Origin of the sequence: Luteolibacter ambystomatis, assembly GCF_018137965.1 — a bacterium.
GTDB lineage: Bacteria > Verrucomicrobiota > Verrucomicrobiia > Verrucomicrobiales > Akkermansiaceae > Luteolibacter > Luteolibacter ambystomatis.
Window position 1 is genome coordinate 3,917,900 of the sequence record NZ_CP073100.1, and the last position, 17,910, is coordinate 3,935,809.

Sequence of the window (17,910 nt, forward strand, 5' to 3'; positions counted from 1 at the left end):
AAGGGGGCAAGATGTCGATTTTTTAAAAGAGTGGAATCCCCTATTTCCGGGCCTTCCGCTTCTCCAGCCAATCCTGGAAATAAGCCTCCTCGGCCTCGCGCTGGAGCCGTCCGGCATCCGGCATGTCCCCGAATGGAAGCAGCCGCTCCACCTCCGGCGGGCGGCGGTCCAGCGTGACCTCCACATCCGCCACCGCATTGCCACGGAGCACCTTCAAGGTGATCTTCGAGCCTGGTTTGCGCGCGCGAATCCACTTCTGCAAATCCTGCACCGCATCCGCATCCCGCCAAATCCGGTCCCCAGCCCCGACGATGAGGCCTCCAACCGGCAGGCCCGCTTTCGCCGCAGGTCCACCCGGCACCACAAAGGTGATGCGGACCCCGAACCGGTTCCCGGCATCCCCGGGCACGACCGCCGCCACCGCCTGCATCATGATGCCGATGTAGCCTTCCCCCTCCCTCCGGTAAGTGTCCATGACCATCTCACGCAACGCGCCAAGGCAGCGCCGCCGGATTTCCGGGTCCGTCTCGGTCGTGGCATGGCGGTAGAGCCATTCCATCCCTTCCTTCGGCCTTCTCCGCCCCCACGCAAGGAGGGCATCCTGACCGCCCTGACGCTCCTTGAAGTCCTCAGCCGCCAGGCGTTTGAGGACATCCGCGGGAGGCCCCGCCTCGGGCGGTACGGCCCACCCCACCATGGGTCCGGCTCCCACCATCAGCAGGAGCCACAACCAGCTTCGGTGGCAGGACACGATGCGCATGGCCGTACATGAAAAAGCACCGATCCCGTGGGACCGGTGCCTTCGAGAAGCTCAATTTCCCCAGATGTTCTTCTCGGGAACTTCAATGGTGTCGCTCTGCTCAAGAACGAAGCTTTTGAACTGTTCCTGCTTCAGGTCGAGTTTCCTCACCTTGCCGCCACGGGTCAGGAGCACACGGTTGATGGCTCCGAACTCATCGGCACCTCCGGCCTGCTGGATCGCCTGGTAAATCGTGAGGCCCGCAACAAATTCAACCTGTCCGGAACGGCGCACGCGACCGCCCACATGGACGACCTGCTTGGCAAGGGTCTGCTGCGAGGAGGCGATGACGTTGACACTGGGACTGGTGTAGATTTCAGCCGCCTTGTAGGCCGCCGCAATGCGGCCGCCCAGCGAAGCGGGACTGGTGCCCGCCGCCGAAACCGGGCCGATCATCGGCATGTCCACATTACCGCTGTCCGAAACGGTGTACTCCCCGCTCACGCGGGCGGCGTCCTCGGGCGGCACGCCACGAAGGTCGATCTTGATGGCCTGACCCGGTTGAATGGTGGTCTGCGCCGAGGCAGACGCCGCCAGGCCGGCGAACGCCAGCAAGGCAAAAAGGAAACTCTTCACGTTCATATCCTTAAAGGTGGTGGAGGTTGGCGCCGTGTCAATACAGCTCGGAGTCCTTCTGCCCCTGGGCTTGCGCCTGCGGGCGGGCGGGCGGAGCCGACGAGGATTGAGCCGCGGCAGCAGGCTGGTGGGACACCGGCTGCGACTCCGCCGGAGCGTAGTAGGTGTAATAGCTGGTGTAATACTGGTACTGGCTGTCACTGCGGACATCCACGTTGTTGAGCACCACCCCGATGACGTGGCCGCCCACGTCCTCGACGGCCCGCTTCACACGCATCAGCATGTTGCGCGGCAGCTTGCGGTGCTGGACGACGATCATGGTGAGGTCCACTTCGCTGGCGAGCACCGAGGCATCGCTCACCCCGAGGATCGGCGGGCTGTCCACGAGCACGAGGTCGAAGCGCTGCTTCACATCCTGGATCAGTTCCGACATGCGCCGGGAGTTCAGGATGCCCGCGGCGTCCGCCGGCAGGATGCCGGAGGGCATGAAGTAGAGGTTGTCCACCGGAGTCTGGAGGATCACATCCTCAAGCATCAGCTCGGTCGTGAGGTAGTTGGTCAGACCCACCGAGTTGTTGATGTCGAAGAAAGTGTGGAGACGCGGGCGGCGCAAGTCGGCGTCGATCATCAGAGTGGTGTAGCCGCCCTGCGCACAAATGTAGGCAAGGTTGACCAGCGTGGTCGATTTACCTTCACCCGCACCACCCGAAACGACGGTGATGGCGTTGTCCTCGGGGTTCTTGCGGTTGAACTCGATATTCGTGCGAAGAATTCGATAAGCCTCCGCATCGGGGCTCATGCCGCTCTGCTTGTGGAGCACGCCGACATCCTTCGGAACCACGGCGAGCACTGGCACCTGGAGATAGCGCTCCACGTCCTCAAGGGTCTTCACCGAGGTATCGAGATACTCCAGGAAGAAGGCGATGCCGACGCCGAAGACGAGGCCGACCACGGCGCCGAGGATGAGGTTCAGCGTCACGTTCGGGCTGACCGGACCGGGAGCGATCACCGGGCTTTCATGGACCTTCACGAAATTGCTGGTCATGCGGACCTGGGCCTTCTCGGAGACATACTTGGTCTTCATGGCCTTCAGCATGTCCTGGGCACCCTCCAGATCGTTCTTGGCCTGGAGGTAGTCGGTGGAATCGATGGAGCGTTCGAGCGCTTCACCCGTCTTCTCGTCACTCAAGACCTTGAACTTGGCCAGGTTGCCTTCCGCGAGCGCCAACTGGGCGCGAAGCGTATCCTTGAGACTCGCGACGCCCTCATCGAGCTGGCGCTTCATGTTGCCTAGCTCCTGGTTCTTCGCGAGCACCAGCGGGTGGCGGGCGCCGAGCCCCTGCGTCTTCAAGGTGGAAATCGTGCGCTGGAGCTCCAGATACTGGGGATACAGGGCTTTGATGATGTTCTCCGGCAGATTGAGACCTGCTGCATAGGTGAGGAGTTGGTCGCTGTCGTACTTCAGCAGCGTCTGGATCTGGCTCTCGATCTGGATCTTCTCCTGTTCCAGCTTGTTCGCCGTTTCACGGGCGCTGACCGCTCCGCGGTCATCCTCATTGATGGCGGCGCCATACAGGCTTTCCTGACCCGTAAGGATGATCCCCTTCGTGCGGACGATGTTCGTGAGAAGCTTGCGTTTCTCCTCGACCTTGTCCTCCTGGTCCTGAACCAAGCGGGACAGTTCCTTCAACTGCGCGTCGGACTGGTTTTTTTCGTCCTCGGTACGGTAGGTATAGTAGGCCTTGGCCACCTCGTCGGCGATGTCGCGGGCATCCTCCTTGTTCGTGTGCCGCACCTTGATGTCGATCAGGTCGGTGCCACGGCGGTTCTGCGCATCAACGATCCCCTTCAGAATCATCAGGACGCTTTCCTTGTCGTATCCCCAGCGGTTCGGCAGCTCAAGCTGGTCGGAGACCTTGGAAAGCACGTTGCGGGATTTGATCACTTCGAACTGGGTGGCGAAGAACTGGGCGGATACGGCGCCGGTGCTGAGTTCGGTGTTTTCACGCCCCAGAACGGTGAGTCCGGGAGACGGGGCTTTCACTTCGACGACCGCGGTACTTTCGTACTTCTTCGGCATCACGTAGGTGATCACGGCGGCGGTCATGAACACCAGGAGCAGCGTGAGCAAAATGACGCCGTAGCGGTTCTTGATGACCTGCCAGTAGTCGACCGCGTGCAGGGTCGCCTCGGAGGGGATGGGAGTCTGCGGATTCATGGCATGGGACGGGAGAAAAAATGGAAGCAGTCCCCTGAAAAGACGAACTCCCGCAATGAAATCATTGCGGGAGTTCCGGGGAAGTCAAATGTCGTGACGTTTTGTAACGAGGCGGACCGGCTTAGAACTCGGCGCGGACGCCGACGTTGATGCGGTTGCGGTTGTAGCTGTTCGCATACAGATCCGAGCTGGAGTCCGTGTAGTTGTAGGACACATCGCCGGTGATGCGGTCGGTGAACTTGACGGACAGGCCGATGTAGGCGTTCACAAGATCTTCGCTGAGGCCGCTGACGCGGGCAGGAACGCCCGGCGGGAACGGACCGGAAACGGCGAGGTTATTGGCGAGAACACCATCATCGAAGCTGGCCGGGATGTAGTCCACTCCGGCAAACACCGAGAGACGGGACGATACCGTGTAGTCGGCGCTCACACCGAGACGGAGGGTCTCGCGGGAAGTGAACTCATACTGGTCGAACTGCACCACCGGGCCGGCCGAGGTCGCGCCGAACACCGTGCGGACGGTGTCGTAGTTCTCATTGGAGTAGCGGGCGAACGCACGGACCCGGAAGGCGGTGTTGATCTGGGAATTCAGAGCCGCTTCGAAATACGGGTTGGTGGTGCTGCCGTCGCCGATGGTGGAGTCCACGTCGTGGAGCTGGGCACCGGCCTTGGCCACGAAGATCGTGTTCGGGCTGAGGCGGTGCTCGATACCGACGAGGATGAACTGGTCGGTGGCATCGGAGGCAAGCCCGTCACCTTCGGTCTGTGAGTAGCGATACTCGGCGGTGCCGACGGTCTGCGGGGTGAACTGGTAGCGGAACTGGTTGTAAACCGCCCAAGTGAAACGATCCGCATTCGGAACGTTGTCATCGTAGGTCAGACCGCTGAGCGTGAGACCGGTGTAGGTCGCGAGGCGTTCGGTCCAGCGGTAGCCGAGGGAATTGTCGGTTTCCCAGTAGAAGTATTCGCCCACCTGGCGGGAACTGGCAAAGCCATAGGCATAGTCCGGCTCGAGCTCGTAAGCGACGAAGCTGCGGCTGCTGAGGCGGAGGCGCTCGTTGAAGCGGTGCGTCAGGTTCACACCGGCGCGGGCCTGGGTGTAAAGGTCTTCGGAACCGGAAGCACTGGGAGCATCCAAGTAGTAGATCAGACCGAGGCGGCCATAGACGTCCCAAGTGGTCTGCGGATTGGCGGACACGAAGGACACGCCGACATAGGGATTCAGGCTGTAGGCGCTTTCCTTGTAGCCCGGATTCGGTGTGACCGCGGAGGTGATGGGATTGATGAAGACGGCTGGCGACGTCGGGTTGACGTTGTCGTCATAGGTGGCGTTGATGCCAACGGTCCACTTGAGAGGAGAGTTCTCCTGGGATTCGCTGCCGGCGTAGTAGAGGCCTTGGCCGTAGGCGGAGCCCAAGGCGGACAAACCGGCAACGCCGGCAAGAAGGGTGCGTTTCATCTAGAGAAATTGGATTTAAAGGTGAACAGACTGGGGGGTGGTTCCATTCAAGTCGGGTTGGAGAAATTCGGATCGGTCGTCACCGGCGGCTCAAGGACCGGTGGGATCTCGGCACCCGGGCCGGGAGGCAGCAGGCCGCCATCCGGGGTCTTGGTGTCATTCGGGCTGAACTGGACCGGGCCTTTGCCGGGGAAGTTCAGCGGATTGAATTCCTCATCGCAGGGCTGGAGGTAGAAATCGAGATTGTCGGCGTTGCGGACGACGAGGTAGCCGCCGGGAGCCTGAACCCAGCACTCGTTCGGCACGGGAACCTTGGCGGTGTAAACCCAAGTGCTGCCGCCGCCGGTCGCGGTGGCGCGGACGCGGGTGTCAACACCGGCCTTGGCATTGAGATCACCGAGATAGACTCCGTTGGTGTCAACCACCTTGTAGTGCTCGGGGTTCTGGGTCGCGACGGCCTTGCCGATGCGGATGTTCTTTCCCCAGAGGTAGCTGCCAGCTTCCTTTGAGCTGTAGGAGCCGCCACCGGTGCCCGGATCGAGCTTGGCCATCACGGCCTGCACGCTGCCGACCGCATCCGGAGCCGCGGCGAGCGAGCACTGGGCGATGAGGCGCATCTGGTCCGGAGCCGCGGTCGAGGCGGTCTGGACGATGGAGGCGACGGTGTCCGAGTTCGCCTTGGAGGCCTCAATGGCGGCCTTCACGATCTCGCAGGCGCTGCCCGAATGAGCGGACACGTTACGCTCCACGATCGAGAGAAGATCGGAGGGCTTGGCGGCGATGGACTCCTTCACGGAGGCGGCGAGCTTCGCGCCGTCCTCAGCCGCGCTGGCGGAGAAAGCAAAAAAGCCCATGGCTGCACCAAAGAAGGCGCGCGTGGCGGTCTTGTTCATGATGATCGAAATTCCTGATGTGAGGATTACCGGCAGAAAAAAAGCGGGCAGCGGGAATCGAACCCGCATGGCTAGCTTGGAAGGCTAGGGCTTTACCACTAAGCTATGCCCGCGTTGACGCCTGCAAGCTAACAGGCACCCTAAAATGGCGGCAAGCGTTTTTTTGCGATTTTGGAGGCGCAATTTGCACGTCCAAAGCCCGATTTTACGGCATTTTGCGACGTTTGAGGTTGCCTTCCCTGTCCCTTGGGATAGCCCTGTCGCGGTCCCCTTCCAAGGCGGGTGTAGTTCAATGGTAGAACGCGAGCTTCCCAAGCTCGATACGTGAGTTCGATTCTCATCACCCGTACCACCGCCTCCTGCCGGACCTTTGGAATTCTAAAATTTCCGGCTCAAGGAGGTCGAATTCGGGTCGCCAAACCGCCACGGCAGATCAATGGCAGCCGAGATCCCAATTCTCGGGCCTTCCACGCGATGTTTCACGGGACCCCTGAAAATCGAGCATTCCGGATCATCGAGAAATGTAGTGGCGTGATGGCTGCCGTCGATGCCGAGGGCCTTGGTCAGTTTGCCCGGCCCTGAGCAGAGCTCCCGATCCTTCACCCCGGGCCGGCGTTTCCGCATGCCCTCCAAGCCTCCGACCGGCTCCAGGGCCCGGAACAGGACGAACCCATCCATGCCGCCGCCTCTTGCGAGAATATTGAAGAGCCAATGGACCCCGTAGTTGAGATAAACATATGCATCCCCCGCCTCATGAGAGGCCACGAATCGGCGCGCGCCGGGTCGGAAAAAGGTGTGGCAGGCGGGATCGCCCTCCGCCGCATAGGCTTCCGTTTCGACGATCCGCCCGACGCATCCATACCAGTGGAACGTGCAGCCGATCAGATCCCGGGCACAGTCCACAGGATGGCGGGTGAAGAATCCTGCGTCGATTTTCTCCATGCTCAAAGGCCGGTCGGGCGATCCACGAATTCCCAAGGCAATCCGAAGCGTTGTGACAACTCCTGCGCCAGTGCTTTGACCCCGAAGGTCTCGGTCGCATAGTGACCGGCATAGAGGACATTGAGCCCCAATTCTTCCGCCAAGGGATAACTCCAGTGAGGTCCTTCCCCGGTGATGAAGGCATCGATGCCGCTGGCCGCAGCCGCCGCGACCTCGCTACCCGCTCCACCCGTGACGAGGCCGACATTCGAAATGTGCTCCCTGCCGCCCGGGCAAAGGTGGACCGACCCTCCCACTGCGGCAGCGGTCGCCTCGACCAACTGCCCGCGTGTTCCCTCCCAGGCGCCCCGCAATCCCATGGGCCGCCCCTTCCAATCGAGGAATGGCTCGGGACTTTGCAACCCGATCGCGCGGGCGAGCAGGACGTTGTTCCCCCACTCTGGATGGACATCCAGCGGCAGGTGGGCCGAATAGATCGCCAGCCCGGCATCCATGGCGGTCTTGAGTTTCCGATAAAACGCACCGCGAACCGGCTGGGCTCCCTGCCAGAACATCCCGTGATGCACGAGCAGCAAGCCCGGACCGCCCGCCGCGGCAGCCTCGATCACGGGCAGGGAAGCATCCACCGCCGCAATGAGGCGCGGCACTTCGCCACTGTTCTCCAGTTGGAGACCGTTCACCGCCCCGGAATAGTCCGCGATCTCACCGATCCGCAGTTCGGAGTCGAGAAAGCCCGTCAAGGTCGCCAAATCCATGCCCGCTATCTAGCCGATGGCAGAAGGATCGCCAGCACGGATCAGGCTCGGCTTGCCGCGACCGCGCGACCACCCTTTGATGAAACCGCATGCCCGTCCTGCGTTTGCTATTGATAATGGCCCTCGTCACGCCCGCCCGGGCCGCGACACCGCAGGCGATCGTGGCCAAGGGGCAGGAGGTGCGGGTCCAGCCATTGGTGACTCTCCAATTGAACGGCAGGTCCACGCCGCTGCTGGTCGATACGGGTTCCGCCGCACCGCTGGTAATTTTTCCGGAAGCTCTTCCCAATGCCGCCGGCAAGATCGCGACGGTCGACCTCCGCGTTTCCAAAAACCAGCCTCCGCTTGCGGACCAAGCCACGGTCCTGCCCGCCGAGATTCCCGGCGCCAAGGGCATTCTCGGCTGGCCGCTGCTGAGGAACAGCATTTGGAAGCTCGATCTGCCATCGGGTCGCCATGAATTCCTCGCAGCTCTGCCGGATGTCCGCGGATGGATCTCCTTCCCGATCATCACCAGCCGGGATAGCCTCGCGATCCGCCATCCGCAGCTTGGCGAAGTCTTTCTCGACAGTGGTGCTCGGCGTGGTGCCTGCCTCACCAAGGACAGATGGAACACCTGGCGAAAAGCTCACCCCGAATCCGAGCTGACCCTGTCCGAGGGACTGAGCCCTGCCAGTCCCGGCGGTGCCTTCGCCAATCCCACCGCACATGACGTTTCCTTCGCCTTCGCGCCTCTGGAGTTCCGGCACACCAATGTCGGCGAGGCGTTTTTCGATCCGGCGCATGACGGGGCCTCGATCTTGCTCGGCCTGGAAACCTTCACGCGCACCGCGATGATCGTCGATGGTCCGGGCAAGCGGGTCTATTTCCAGCCGGACGAACGCGAACCGGCCTACAAGCCGCTGCCGCCGAACCGGCTCCAGACCGCCTTCCTCCCCGATCCGGATTTCACCAATGCCCTGTGCATCAAGCTGCTCCCCGGTGGGGCAGGCGAACGTGCAGGCCTGCAGGATGGTGACCGCGTGCTGGAGCTCAATGGCAGCGGTGCCCCGCCATCCTTCACCACGATGTTCGACTTCGTCCGCAAGCCGGGAGCGAAGGCCACGCTGCGAATCCGACGCAACCGCCAGCCGGTGATCATCAAGCTGACCGTTCCCTGATTCCGAGGCGAATCTTGATGATTCATGATCGACCGCCTATCGTCCGTGCCTACCACTTCCCCCTCGTCCATGCATCCGCCTTTCTTTTCCCATGTTTTCAGGAGTTTGATCGGCACAGTCCTGCTCATAGGAATGCCGGGCCATGCCAAGGCGGAATCCCGGCAGGCGTTGGTCATCGGCAACAGTGCCTACCAACACACCCGCATTCTCATCAATCCGCGGAGTGATGCCGCGGCCATGTCCGCGAAGCTCCGCACCCTTGGCTTTCAGGTGACCGAGCGGCTCGACACAAACCAGAAAACCCTCAGGGCCTCCCTTGAGGAATTCGCCGCCAAGGTGCCGAAGGACGGCGTTTGCCTCATCTACTATGCGGGCCACGGCTTGCAGATCAACGGTCGGAATTATCTGGTGCCCGTCGATGCGAATCTCGCCACGGAATACAAGGTGCAGGATGAGACCCTGCCCATGGACGCCGTGATGAAGACCTTGGAAGGCACCGGTAGCTCCCTCAACATGCTGGTTCTGGACTGTTGCCGGGACGATCCCTTCTCCAAAGGAAAAAGCACGGGCACCACGAACGGCGGAAACTCCTCCCGCCTGAATGCCCTGCGGGCGAAAACCAGCAGCGCGGAAACGCAATCCACCGCCGGGGTTCCCGCTGAATCCGCCACCCGTTCGATCGGCTCCGGCGGCCTCACGGTTCCGAAGGACATCCCCCGCGGCATGTTCATCGCTTTCGCCACCAGCCCGGACACCACCGCCGAGGACGGAAGCGGCGCCAATAGTCCCTATACCGCCGCACTCCTCGAGGAAATTGGCCAGCCCGGCGTCGATTTTGAAAAAGTCTTCAAGAACGTCGGCGCCCGCGTCTCCAAGGCCACCAATGGGAAACAGGAACCTTGGTCGAACAGCAAGTTCTACGGCACCTTCCATTTCGCCGCCGCATCCAACAACACCGCCGCCACCCCGGCTCCCGCCCCGCCGCCGGATGCTTCTGCCGTTCCAACCATTCCCGCGAACGGGTTCTTCGCGGTGGACCAGCTTTTCGACGGCACCGCCTACAGCAGCTACAACGCTTCCTCGAAAAAGAAGATCCTCGGGAAGGCCCAGGAAAAACTGAAGCAACACCAGCTCTACGGTGGCTCTGCGGACGGGAGCATGGGCCTCGGCACCCAGAAGGCGATCCTCGACTTTCAAGCCCAGAGCGGCCTGCCCCGTACCGGCAGGCTGGACGCCGCCACCCAAGCCGGACTCCAGATTGCCGGGGTCAAGGAAACCTCCGCCGCGGTGGACGACGACACGCCGCGCACCCCCCAAAAGCCCCGCGCCAAGACGGAGGCACCCGCGCCACGCAAACCGGCCCCGGCTCCGAAGAAGCCCAAGGACGACTTCTTCATCGACACCTGACAAAACGGCGGACATCCCATCCCCGGACCTGCGGGCTGGAGCCATTTCCAGATTGAAGACAGGCGGATCGGCACGGTATGAAGGAATCTAACAGGCCTTTGTCCTCGTCCTCCGTCCATGAAATCCGCCCCCGTCCTTTCCCTCATGGCACGCGTCGCCGCGTGTTCCGCGTTCTGCCTCCTCACCCACTGCTCGACCACTCCGGTCCCAGCGGGTGGCGGCGAGGCTCCCGCCGCCACCGCAGCCTCTCCGTTCGTGAACTCGCTAGGCATGAAGTTCGTGCCCGTCCCCGGCACCAACATTCTGATGTGCACGACGGAAACAACCGAACACCAATGGGTCACCGGAGGCGGCGCTCCACCTCTGGATTCCTGGGGAAACAGTGGGAATCAACCCCAATGGGACATCGGATGGAATGAAGCCAAAAAATGGTGCGAACAACTGTCCCTCAAGGAGGGCCGGCGCTACCGCCTGCCAACCAATGCGGAATGGAGTGCCGCCGCGGTCGGGGCCTCCACGCCCTATCCATGGGGTTCCGCCTGGCCGCCCCCCTCGAACTTCGCCAACTACTCCGGCGAAGAACGAAAAATCGATGGCATGAAAAATTATCTGAAGGGCAATGGCGTTCAAAAGCTCTCGGTTATCAAAGGGTTCCACGACGGAAACCCCACCCGTGCGGCGGTTGGGAGCTATCCAGCCAACGCCCTCGGCATCCATGATCTTTTCGGCAACGTCGATGAATGGGTCAGTGACGGCCCCATGACCCGCGGAGGCAGTAGCAACAGCGCGGGCGATGACGAGAACACCGGCAAAAAAAGGCGCGAGCTGGAGACCTACTATCCTACCTCTGGACAATCCGAGGCAGGTCTCCGTCTGGTGGTGGAACGGTGAGCTGTTTCCACGACCGCCCCGCACTCACCAACCGTTCCTTCTGTTAGACCATTTCCCCCCACAACTTTTCCCCATGAAAGCCACCCCTCGCTTCATCCCTTCGCTGCTCGCGCGTGCCATCGCATGTTTCGCCGCCTGCTTCCTCACCCACTGTGCGACCACGCCGGTCTCAACCGGCGGTGGTGCCAGCAGCGCCAATCTCCAAACCACGACGAAAGAAAGCCCCTACGTCAACTCTCTCGGCATGAAGTTCGTCCCCATTCCCGGCACCAATATCCTGATGTGCACGACCGAGACAACCATCGCCCAGTATCAACAATCCGGGCTCCCCTTCCAAGGTTCCGAGTATCCTCAGAGCAGCAACCATCCGGTGGTCAACATGACCGGAGGCGATGCCGCCAAATTCTGCGAATGGCTGAGCCGACAGGACAAGCACACCTACCGCTTGCCCACCGAGGCGGAATGGCTGGCCGCCGCAGGCAAGTCCCCCGGTTCCTGGCCGCCACCCGGCAACGCCGGCAACCTGGCCGGACAAGAACTCAAGGGCAGTTCCGAATCCGAGCGCACACAACTGAAGACCGAGTTCAGCAAAAAGGTGCCGGACCAACACTACTTCTACGATCAGCAACAACTGGCCGTCATCCGGGACGCAATGACTTCGAAAAACTTCCTGGCTATCGGTGGATACACGGATCGTCACCGCCACACCGCCCCTGTCGGAAGTTACGCTCCCAATTCCCTGGGCCTCTATGACATGGTCGGCAATGTCTCGGAAGTCTGTGACGGCTGGGTGGACAAGATGACCGGCCTGCGCGTGACCCGGGGCAGCAACTGGAAAAGCGCGGTCGCCTACGCAATCCGCAACCACGAACGGGGCACCCTCGGCAATTCCGATTGGCCGGTCAAGAGCCTCGCCCACAGCACCACCACCGGCTTCCGCTGCGTGTTGGTCCGTTGAACTTTCCGGGGCCAGGGTCTCCGGCGACAAGACGGAGACCATTTCCAGATTGAAGCCGACCGCCATGGCAGGATATGAGAGAAGTCTAACAGTCTGCCATCCGCTCTCCTCCCTCCTCCTATGAAAACCGCCTCCATTACTTCCCTTGTGGCACGTGCCGCCGCCTGTTCCGCCCTCAGCCTGCTCACCCACTGCGCGAACACTCCGGCCTCAGCGGCGAGCGGTGGCGGGACACCGGGGGTGGCCACTGTTTCGGCCCCGTTGGTGAACTCCCTCGGCATGAAGTTCGTGCCGATCCCGGGAACGAAGGTTCTGATGTGTGCCACCGAGACTTCCGTCGCCCAATACAAGGCCGCGGGCCGGGGCTACAATGCACCGTGGTATCCACAGGGAGAACACCACGCCGCCGCGAACATCACTTGGGCGGACGCGAAGGCCTGGTGCGACTGGATGTCCGCCAAGGAAGGCCGGAAATACCGCCTGCCAACCTCCGCCGAATGGTCCGCCGCGGCGGGCGGGAGCGGATTCCCATGGGGCACGTCCTGGCCTCCCTCCTCCGGGGCTGGAAACTATTGCGGCCAGGAATGGCGCACCGCTCCGGAAAAGGATCTCCAGCAACTCAAGGACCTCTGGAAATCCCGCTATGGCCAAACCAAAGGTCTCATCACCGGATACCAAGACGGCTACCTGTACACCGCCCCCGTGGAAAGCCAGACTCCGAACGCATTGGGACTCCGCCACATGAGCGGCAACGTCTGGGAATGGTGTGAATCGAAGGTGCTGCGCGGCGGCTCCTGGGCGGACAACGACCAGCGCTTCCTCACGCTCAACGCCACCGTGTCCAGTCCCCTCTACGATTTTGACAACGGCTTCCGCTGCGTGATCGAAAACTGACCGGACCCGCGGTCTCCCGCGGCCGGTGAGGTCATCCGGCCATGAACTCCGCCAGATCCGCCGCCAACCCGGCTTCCCACGCCACCTCCCGACCTCCCCACGGAATCCCGAGCATGGCGGCATGCAGCGCATGACGGCGCAGCAGCAATCGCTCTTGGAGCGCCGGAGTCCAATCGTCCCGCATCCATTCCATATACTCGGCACCGTCTCCGGAGTAGAGCTTGTCCCCGACGATGGGATACCCGGAATGAGCCAGATGCACGCGGATCTGGTGCATGCGCCCGGTCTTGGGGAAGCAGCGCACCAGCGCGAATTCCCGGCCTTCCCGGAGGAAGCGCCGTTCCACCCAAAAGCCGGTTTCACATTCGCGGCCCTCCGGATGCACCATCTGCCGCAGCCAGATCGGGGATGGCCCGACCTCGCCTGCGCGCAGGATAGGAGCATCGCTGGTCCAGGTGTCGAACTTCGGCCAACCGTGGACGATCGCGAGATACTCCTTCCGCGCCTCGCGCCGCTCGAAGATGCGCGAGAGATCGCGCGCCGCATCGCGATGCTTGGCAATCAGGACCACGCCGCTGGTTTCACGATCCAGGCGGGTGATGATCGAAAGCGCGGCTCCGTTTTCCATCTCATACATCAGCAGGGTCTCCACCCCTCCGAGCAGGTTCGGCTCCACCTTGCCATTGGCCGGGTGGACGATCAGGGGCGCCGGCTTGTTCACGACGATCCAATCGTCACTCTCTCCGAGGACGTGGAAATCGGCGATCGCGTGCAGGATCATCGCCGCACCCTTGCCACGGTTCCCTGCAAAACCAAGCGCCATCGGCACAAAATCAAGATCTTGGCGCTGGTTTCCGCCTTGCCAGCGGGGCCTCCAGCCATTCCACTGCGCGCCCATGCCCGCCGACGTCCAGCACACTCTCGCCGGTTCCGCCACCCTCGAAGGCACCTCCCTTCACACCGGTGAAAAGGTCACCCTGACCCTCAAGCCCGCTCCGGAAGGCCACGGTTTCAAGTTCCGCCGCATCGACCTGCCGGACCAGCCGTTCATTTCCGCGGATGTGGACAAGGTCCAGACCGTCGAGCGCGCCACCACCCTCGCCGAAGGTTCGGTGAAGGTGCACACCGTGGAGCACGTCCTGTCCGCCCTCACCGGCATGGGCATCGACAACGCGCTCATTGAAATGGACGCGAACGAGCCACCGATCGGTGACGGCTCCGCCAAGCCATTCGTCGAGCTGATCAAGAAAGCGGGCATCGCCGCCCAGACCGCCCCGCGCAAGACCTGGGAAATCCGCGAGCCGATCCACATGGAAACCGGTGATGGCACGCTGATCACCATCGTCCCGGCCAAGTCCTTCCGTGTCTCCGTGACCAACGTCGGCCCGGACGGCCGCTTCACCCAGTACTTCTCCAGCGAGGTGACTCCGGAGAAGTACGAGAAGGAAATCGCCCCGGCCCGCACCTTCGTTTACTACGAGGACGTCAAGCCGCTGCTCGAAAAGGGCCTGATCAAGGGCGGCTCGCTCGAAAGCGCCGTGGTCATCCGCGGCAACGAGGTGATGTCCAAGGAAGCCCTCCGCTACAACAACGAATTCGCCCGCCACAAGGCGCTCGATGTGATCGGCGACCTGATCCTTTCCGGCAAGCGTATCCTCGGCCATGTCATCGCGGTGAAGCCCGGCCACGGCCCGAACACCAAGATGGCCGCCACGCTCAAGAGCGAGTACTCGCGCCTGCGCTCGATGGTGCCGCCGTTCTCCATCCCGAAGGGTGAGACGGTCCTGGACATCAACGACGTGCTCAAGATCCTGCCGCACCGCTATCCCTTCCTGCTGGTGGACCGCGTGGTCGATTTCGAGGGCGACACCAAATGCACGGGCGTGAAGAACGTCACGATGAACGAGCCGTTCTTCCCCGGTCACTTCCCGGAGCATCCGATCATGCCGGGCGTGCTCCAGCTCGAAGCGATGGCGCAGGTTTCCTCCGTGCTGATGCTCCGCAAGCCGGAGAACGCGGGCAAGATCGGCTACTTCATGAGCGCGGACGACGTGAAATGGCGCCGCCCCGTGCTGCCGGGCGACACGCTCTTCATCGAGGCCGAAGTCATCAAGATCCGCGGCTCCATCGGCCAGACCCGCTGCAAGTGCCTGGTCAATGGCGAGGTGGTATCCGAAGGCGAACTGAAGTTCGCGCTGATGGACCGGTGATTCCAACGCGATCGAACGGGTCATGAAGATCGACCTGACGCATTCTCCCTACGGCGCTCTCCTGCTAGTGGGGATGATCGGATTCGGATTCGTCCTGTACATCTTGATTCGCAGGACTGAGGAGGCGACTGATCGATTCACCGCCTTGCTCTCCAAATTTCCCAGCCGGGGCGTGGACGCAAACCTGTCGTTCACGTCTCTGTCAGCCCCGGTCATGATCGGAGGCATCCGACAAGTGGACACCTCCTTCTCCCTGGCGGAAAACCCCTCGGGTGTCTACTTGCGGAAAGACGTTTCGGTTTACGGCCGCCGGGGCACGATTTTCATTCCCGTCAAACGTGTCGCCGAACGTACCTCGCGAATGATCCGGACGACCTGCGGCATACGAATTGAGTTCTGAGAGCCTCGAAAACATCCTCATCGCCACCGCTCTCCAGACCACGCCGTGTAACAGAGGACACACCGCACCAAAGAAAGATCGCACGGCTGAGTAGCATGACAACGCGGTGGTCTGGTGCTGCACCAGCAACCGACTTTCGGTAACCGGATCTTTCCCAACGAAACAATCCATGGATCTCAGACGATCCTCCGGTATGATCCCGGAATGCATCGGATCGCATCCTGCCTGATGTTTCTTCTCCTGGCGTCCCCGCTCCTCCATGCGGAGCCCGAACCCACGAAAACCGAACTCGCAAAAAAGGCTCCCACCATCCTGAAGAGCGCGCAGCAATTCGCGATCGGCGGTGTGGGCATCGCCGGCACCACCTCTCCCGCGGAAAGCGCGCTCCGTGCCCTGCTCAACCGACCCGACGCGGTGGCCGAGTGCAAGAAGCTCGTCTCGGACGCCACTCCGGCAGGCAAGCTCTACGGCCTGCTGGGACTGAAACTGAAGGACGCCAAAGCCTTCGAAGAGGCCTTCCCTGCCTTCAAGGATTCGAAAACCGCCGTCTCCACCGCCTCCGGCTGCATCCCCTACGAAACCACCATCGGCAAGATCGCGTCCGACATCCGGGATGGGAAACTGAAGTGACACGCATCTCGCGTTGTCGCTACACCGGTGCTAAAGAATCATCGGCCACGGAGTATTCTCCTCACGCATGAAACTCTCATTGCTCCTGCTTTCCCTCGCCTTGCCGCTCCACGCGGAGGTTTCCTTCACGAAGAAAACGCTGACCACGGAGTTCCTCGCTGAAGGGGCCGCGGTCGCGGACTTCGATGGAGATGGCAAGATGGACATTTCCGCCGGAGCGTTCATCTGGTTCGGCCCGGATTTCCAACGGAAGACCCACTTCACCACGCCGCCTCCGGCGCTCGATGGCTCGAAGGAATACTCGCAGTTCTTCATCGGCGGTGCGGCGGATGTGGATGGCGACGGCAAGCCGGACATCCTCAACACCGGCTTTCCGGGCAAGGAAACCTATGTGTTCTTCAACCCCGGGAAGGATGGCGGCGAATGGAAACGCCAGGTGCTGCTCGATGTGACCGACGGCGAATCCCCGATGTGGATCGATGTCACCGGCGATGGCAAACCCGAGCTGGTCTGCCACAGCCGCGGCTCGACAGGCTATCTGGAGCTGCCGTGGGGCAAGCGAGACACCCCCGGCACCTTCCACGCCATCGCCCCAGCGAATCCAAATCTCTACCAGCGCTACACCCACGGCCAGGGCGCAGGCGATCTCAATGGCGACGGCCGCCCCGCGATCCTCGATAAGACGGGCTGGTACGAGCAACCAACCGACCGCAACCAACCATGGCCGTTCCATGCGACCACCTTCGCCCAGAACGGCGGCGCGCAGATGCTGGTGTTCGATGTGAACGGCGATGGCGCGAACGACGTGGTGAGTTCCGCGAACGCGCATGGCTATGGCCTGAGCTGGTTTGAGAACAACAAGGACGGCACGTTCAAGGAGCACGTGATCATCGACAAGGATCCCGCCAAGGAAACCAACGGCGTGCAGTTCTCCCAACTCCACGCGCTGACCACCGCGGACATCAATGGCGATGGCATTCCGGACCTCGTCACCGGCAAGCGCCGCTGGGCCCATGGCAGCAACGGCGATCCGGATCCGAATGGTGCCGCGGTTCTCTATTGGTTCGAAACCAAGCGGGACGGCAAGGGCGGAGCGGAATGCATCGCCCATGAGATCGACCGTGATTCCGGTGTCGGCACCCAGGTCACGGTCACGGATATGAACAGCGATAAGAAGCCCGACATCGTGGTGGCGAACAAGAAGGGCGTCTTCGTGTTCGAGCAGAAATAGCCGTTGGCCAGGAGGGACGGACCTTGTGCCCCACATCTCATGGTCGTTCCTTGCCACACAGCAACGGCAGCCCTGTTAGAAGTGCCGTGAGATAACAGAACGTGATGTCCGGAATGAACATCGGATGTCTGGGGGGCGTCAGGTGGTTCTGGATCGCCGCGACCAGCAGGGTCGTGCCGACGAAGAGGTGGAACGGCGAAACCAGTTTCACCAACCCCTCGAATGCGTCCGGCTTCCAACAAGCGAGCGCCGACGCAAGGCCGATGCACCCGAACACGCTGGAGGCCATCTTCAGCCAATAGTCGAGCAGCGGGTCGTAGTGCAACGGCTTCGCCCCCATCGCCCGGAGCTGCTCGGCGGCGTTCTGCCACGGCACAAAAGTGAACCAGAAGGAGATGCCCCAGCCGCAGGCGCTGCACAGCAGGCCGAGCCGCAGAATTCTCAGCCAGCCGGGCGTTTCGGGAATCCTCGGGTCTTTCATGATGGA

The 17,910-nt window shown here is 62.0% G+C and carries 18 protein-coding genes and 2 tRNA genes; 10 read left to right on the forward strand and 10 right to left on the reverse strand.

All coding sequences use genetic code 11. The annotated features are described in order from the left end of the window. Positions 1–40: 40 nt before the first annotated feature. The 6 genes from KBB96_RS15005 to KBB96_RS15030 all read right to left on the reverse strand — a co-directional run bounded on the left by KBB96_RS15005 (position 41) and on the right by KBB96_RS15030 (position 6,058). Positions 41–760 (reverse strand): PDZ domain-containing protein, encoded by a 720-nt coding sequence (locus KBB96_RS15005; RefSeq protein WP_211630270.1) that lies wholly within the window; start codon positions 758–760, stop codon positions 41–43. A 51-nt stretch (positions 761–811) separates the two neighbouring features. Continuing rightward, entirely contained in the window at positions 812–1,375 is a 564-nt protein-coding gene (locus tag KBB96_RS15010; RefSeq protein WP_211630271.1) for a polysaccharide biosynthesis/export family protein, read from the reverse strand. A 37-nt stretch (positions 1,376–1,412) separates the two neighbouring features. Continuing rightward, positions 1,413–3,593, reverse strand: a complete 2,181-nt coding sequence (locus tag KBB96_RS15015; protein ID WP_211630272.1) for a GumC family protein — start codon at positions 3,591–3,593, stop codon at positions 1,413–1,415. A 121-nt stretch (positions 3,594–3,714) separates the two neighbouring features. Beyond that, complete coding sequence (locus KBB96_RS15020) at positions 3,715–5,052, reverse strand: porin family protein (RefSeq protein ID WP_211630274.1); 1,338 nt, start codon at positions 5,050–5,052, stop codon at positions 3,715–3,717. A 47-nt stretch (positions 5,053–5,099) separates the two neighbouring features. Then, positions 5,100–5,945, reverse strand: a complete 846-nt coding sequence (locus tag KBB96_RS15025) for a hypothetical protein (RefSeq protein WP_211630276.1) — start codon at positions 5,943–5,945, stop codon at positions 5,100–5,102. A gap of 42 nt (positions 5,946–5,987) precedes the next feature. Then, a tRNA-Gly gene (locus KBB96_RS15030) sits at positions 5,988–6,058 on the reverse strand. Between the two features lie 165 nt (positions 6,059–6,223). Between KBB96_RS15030 and KBB96_RS15035 the strand changes: the two genes are divergently transcribed. Beyond that, positions 6,224–6,297 (forward strand) — tRNA-Gly (locus tag KBB96_RS15035). Positions 6,298–6,323: 26 nt separating this feature from the next. Here KBB96_RS15035 and KBB96_RS15040 read toward each other — a convergent pair. Next, entirely contained in the window at positions 6,324–6,887 is a 564-nt protein-coding gene (locus KBB96_RS15040; protein ID WP_211630277.1) for a DNA-3-methyladenine glycosylase, read from the reverse strand. 2 nt (positions 6,888–6,889) lie between these two features. Continuing rightward, entirely contained in the window at positions 6,890–7,642 is a 753-nt protein-coding gene (locus tag KBB96_RS15045; protein ID WP_211630278.1) for a Nif3-like dinuclear metal center hexameric protein, read from the reverse strand. Positions 7,643–7,731: 89 nt separating this feature from the next. Between KBB96_RS15045 and KBB96_RS15050 the strand changes: the two genes are divergently transcribed. The 5 genes from KBB96_RS15050 (at position 7,732) to KBB96_RS15070 (ending at position 12,952) form a co-directional block, all read left to right on the forward strand. Continuing rightward, complete coding sequence (locus KBB96_RS15050; RefSeq protein WP_211630279.1) at positions 7,732–8,802, forward strand: PDZ domain-containing protein; 1,071 nt, start codon at positions 7,732–7,734, stop codon at positions 8,800–8,802. Positions 8,803–8,934: 132 nt separating this feature from the next. Next, positions 8,935–10,209, forward strand: a complete 1,275-nt coding sequence (locus KBB96_RS15055) for a caspase family protein (protein WP_211630280.1) — start codon at positions 8,935–8,937, stop codon at positions 10,207–10,209. 117 nt (positions 10,210–10,326) lie between these two features. Next, on the forward strand, positions 10,327–11,100 hold the full coding sequence (locus KBB96_RS15060; protein WP_211630281.1) for a formylglycine-generating enzyme family protein: 774 nt from the start codon (positions 10,327–10,329) through the stop codon (positions 11,098–11,100). Positions 11,101–11,173: 73 nt separating this feature from the next. Next, positions 11,174–12,058 carry a formylglycine-generating enzyme family protein gene (locus tag KBB96_RS15065; RefSeq protein ID WP_211630282.1) on the forward strand — a complete coding sequence of 295 codons (885 nt, stop codon included), beginning with the start codon at positions 11,174–11,176 and terminating at the stop codon, positions 12,056–12,058. Between the two features lie 120 nt (positions 12,059–12,178). After that, positions 12,179–12,952, forward strand: a complete 774-nt coding sequence (locus KBB96_RS15070; protein ID WP_211630283.1) for a formylglycine-generating enzyme family protein — start codon at positions 12,179–12,181, stop codon at positions 12,950–12,952. A gap of 31 nt (positions 12,953–12,983) precedes the next feature. On the opposite strand, the gene KBB96_RS15075 is transcribed toward KBB96_RS15070, so the two are convergent. Next, the gene (locus tag KBB96_RS15075) at positions 12,984–13,775 is read right to left on the reverse strand and encodes an RluA family pseudouridine synthase (RefSeq protein WP_211630285.1); all 792 of its coding nucleotides are present in this window, start codon (positions 13,773–13,775) and stop codon (positions 12,984–12,986) included. Positions 13,776–13,848: 73 nt separating this feature from the next. On the opposite strand from KBB96_RS15075, the gene KBB96_RS15080 reads away from it, so the two are divergent. The 4 genes from KBB96_RS15080 (at position 13,849) to KBB96_RS15095 (ending at position 17,423) form a co-directional block, all read left to right on the forward strand. Continuing rightward, entirely contained in the window at positions 13,849–15,162 is a 1,314-nt protein-coding gene (locus tag KBB96_RS15080; RefSeq protein ID WP_211630286.1) for a bifunctional UDP-3-O-[3-hydroxymyristoyl] N-acetylglucosamine deacetylase/3-hydroxyacyl-ACP dehydratase, read from the forward strand. A 22-nt stretch (positions 15,163–15,184) separates the two neighbouring features. After that, positions 15,185–15,562, forward strand: coding sequence for a hypothetical protein (locus KBB96_RS15085; protein WP_211630288.1), 378 nt, complete (start codon positions 15,185–15,187; stop codon positions 15,560–15,562). Positions 15,563–15,790: 228 nt separating this feature from the next. After that, on the forward strand, positions 15,791–16,192 hold the full coding sequence (locus KBB96_RS15090) for a hypothetical protein (RefSeq protein WP_211630290.1): 402 nt from the start codon (positions 15,791–15,793) through the stop codon (positions 16,190–16,192). Between the two features lie 67 nt (positions 16,193–16,259). Continuing rightward, complete coding sequence (locus tag KBB96_RS15095; protein WP_211630292.1) at positions 16,260–17,423, forward strand: FG-GAP repeat domain-containing protein; 1,164 nt, start codon at positions 16,260–16,262, stop codon at positions 17,421–17,423. A gap of 37 nt (positions 17,424–17,460) precedes the next feature. Here the strand turns inward: KBB96_RS15095 and KBB96_RS15100 are convergent, their stop codons facing one another. Further along, positions 17,461–17,904 carry a hypothetical protein gene (locus KBB96_RS15100; RefSeq protein WP_211630294.1) on the reverse strand — a complete coding sequence of 148 codons (444 nt, stop codon included), beginning with the start codon at positions 17,902–17,904 and terminating at the stop codon, positions 17,461–17,463. Positions 17,905–17,910: the final 6 nt, after the last annotated feature.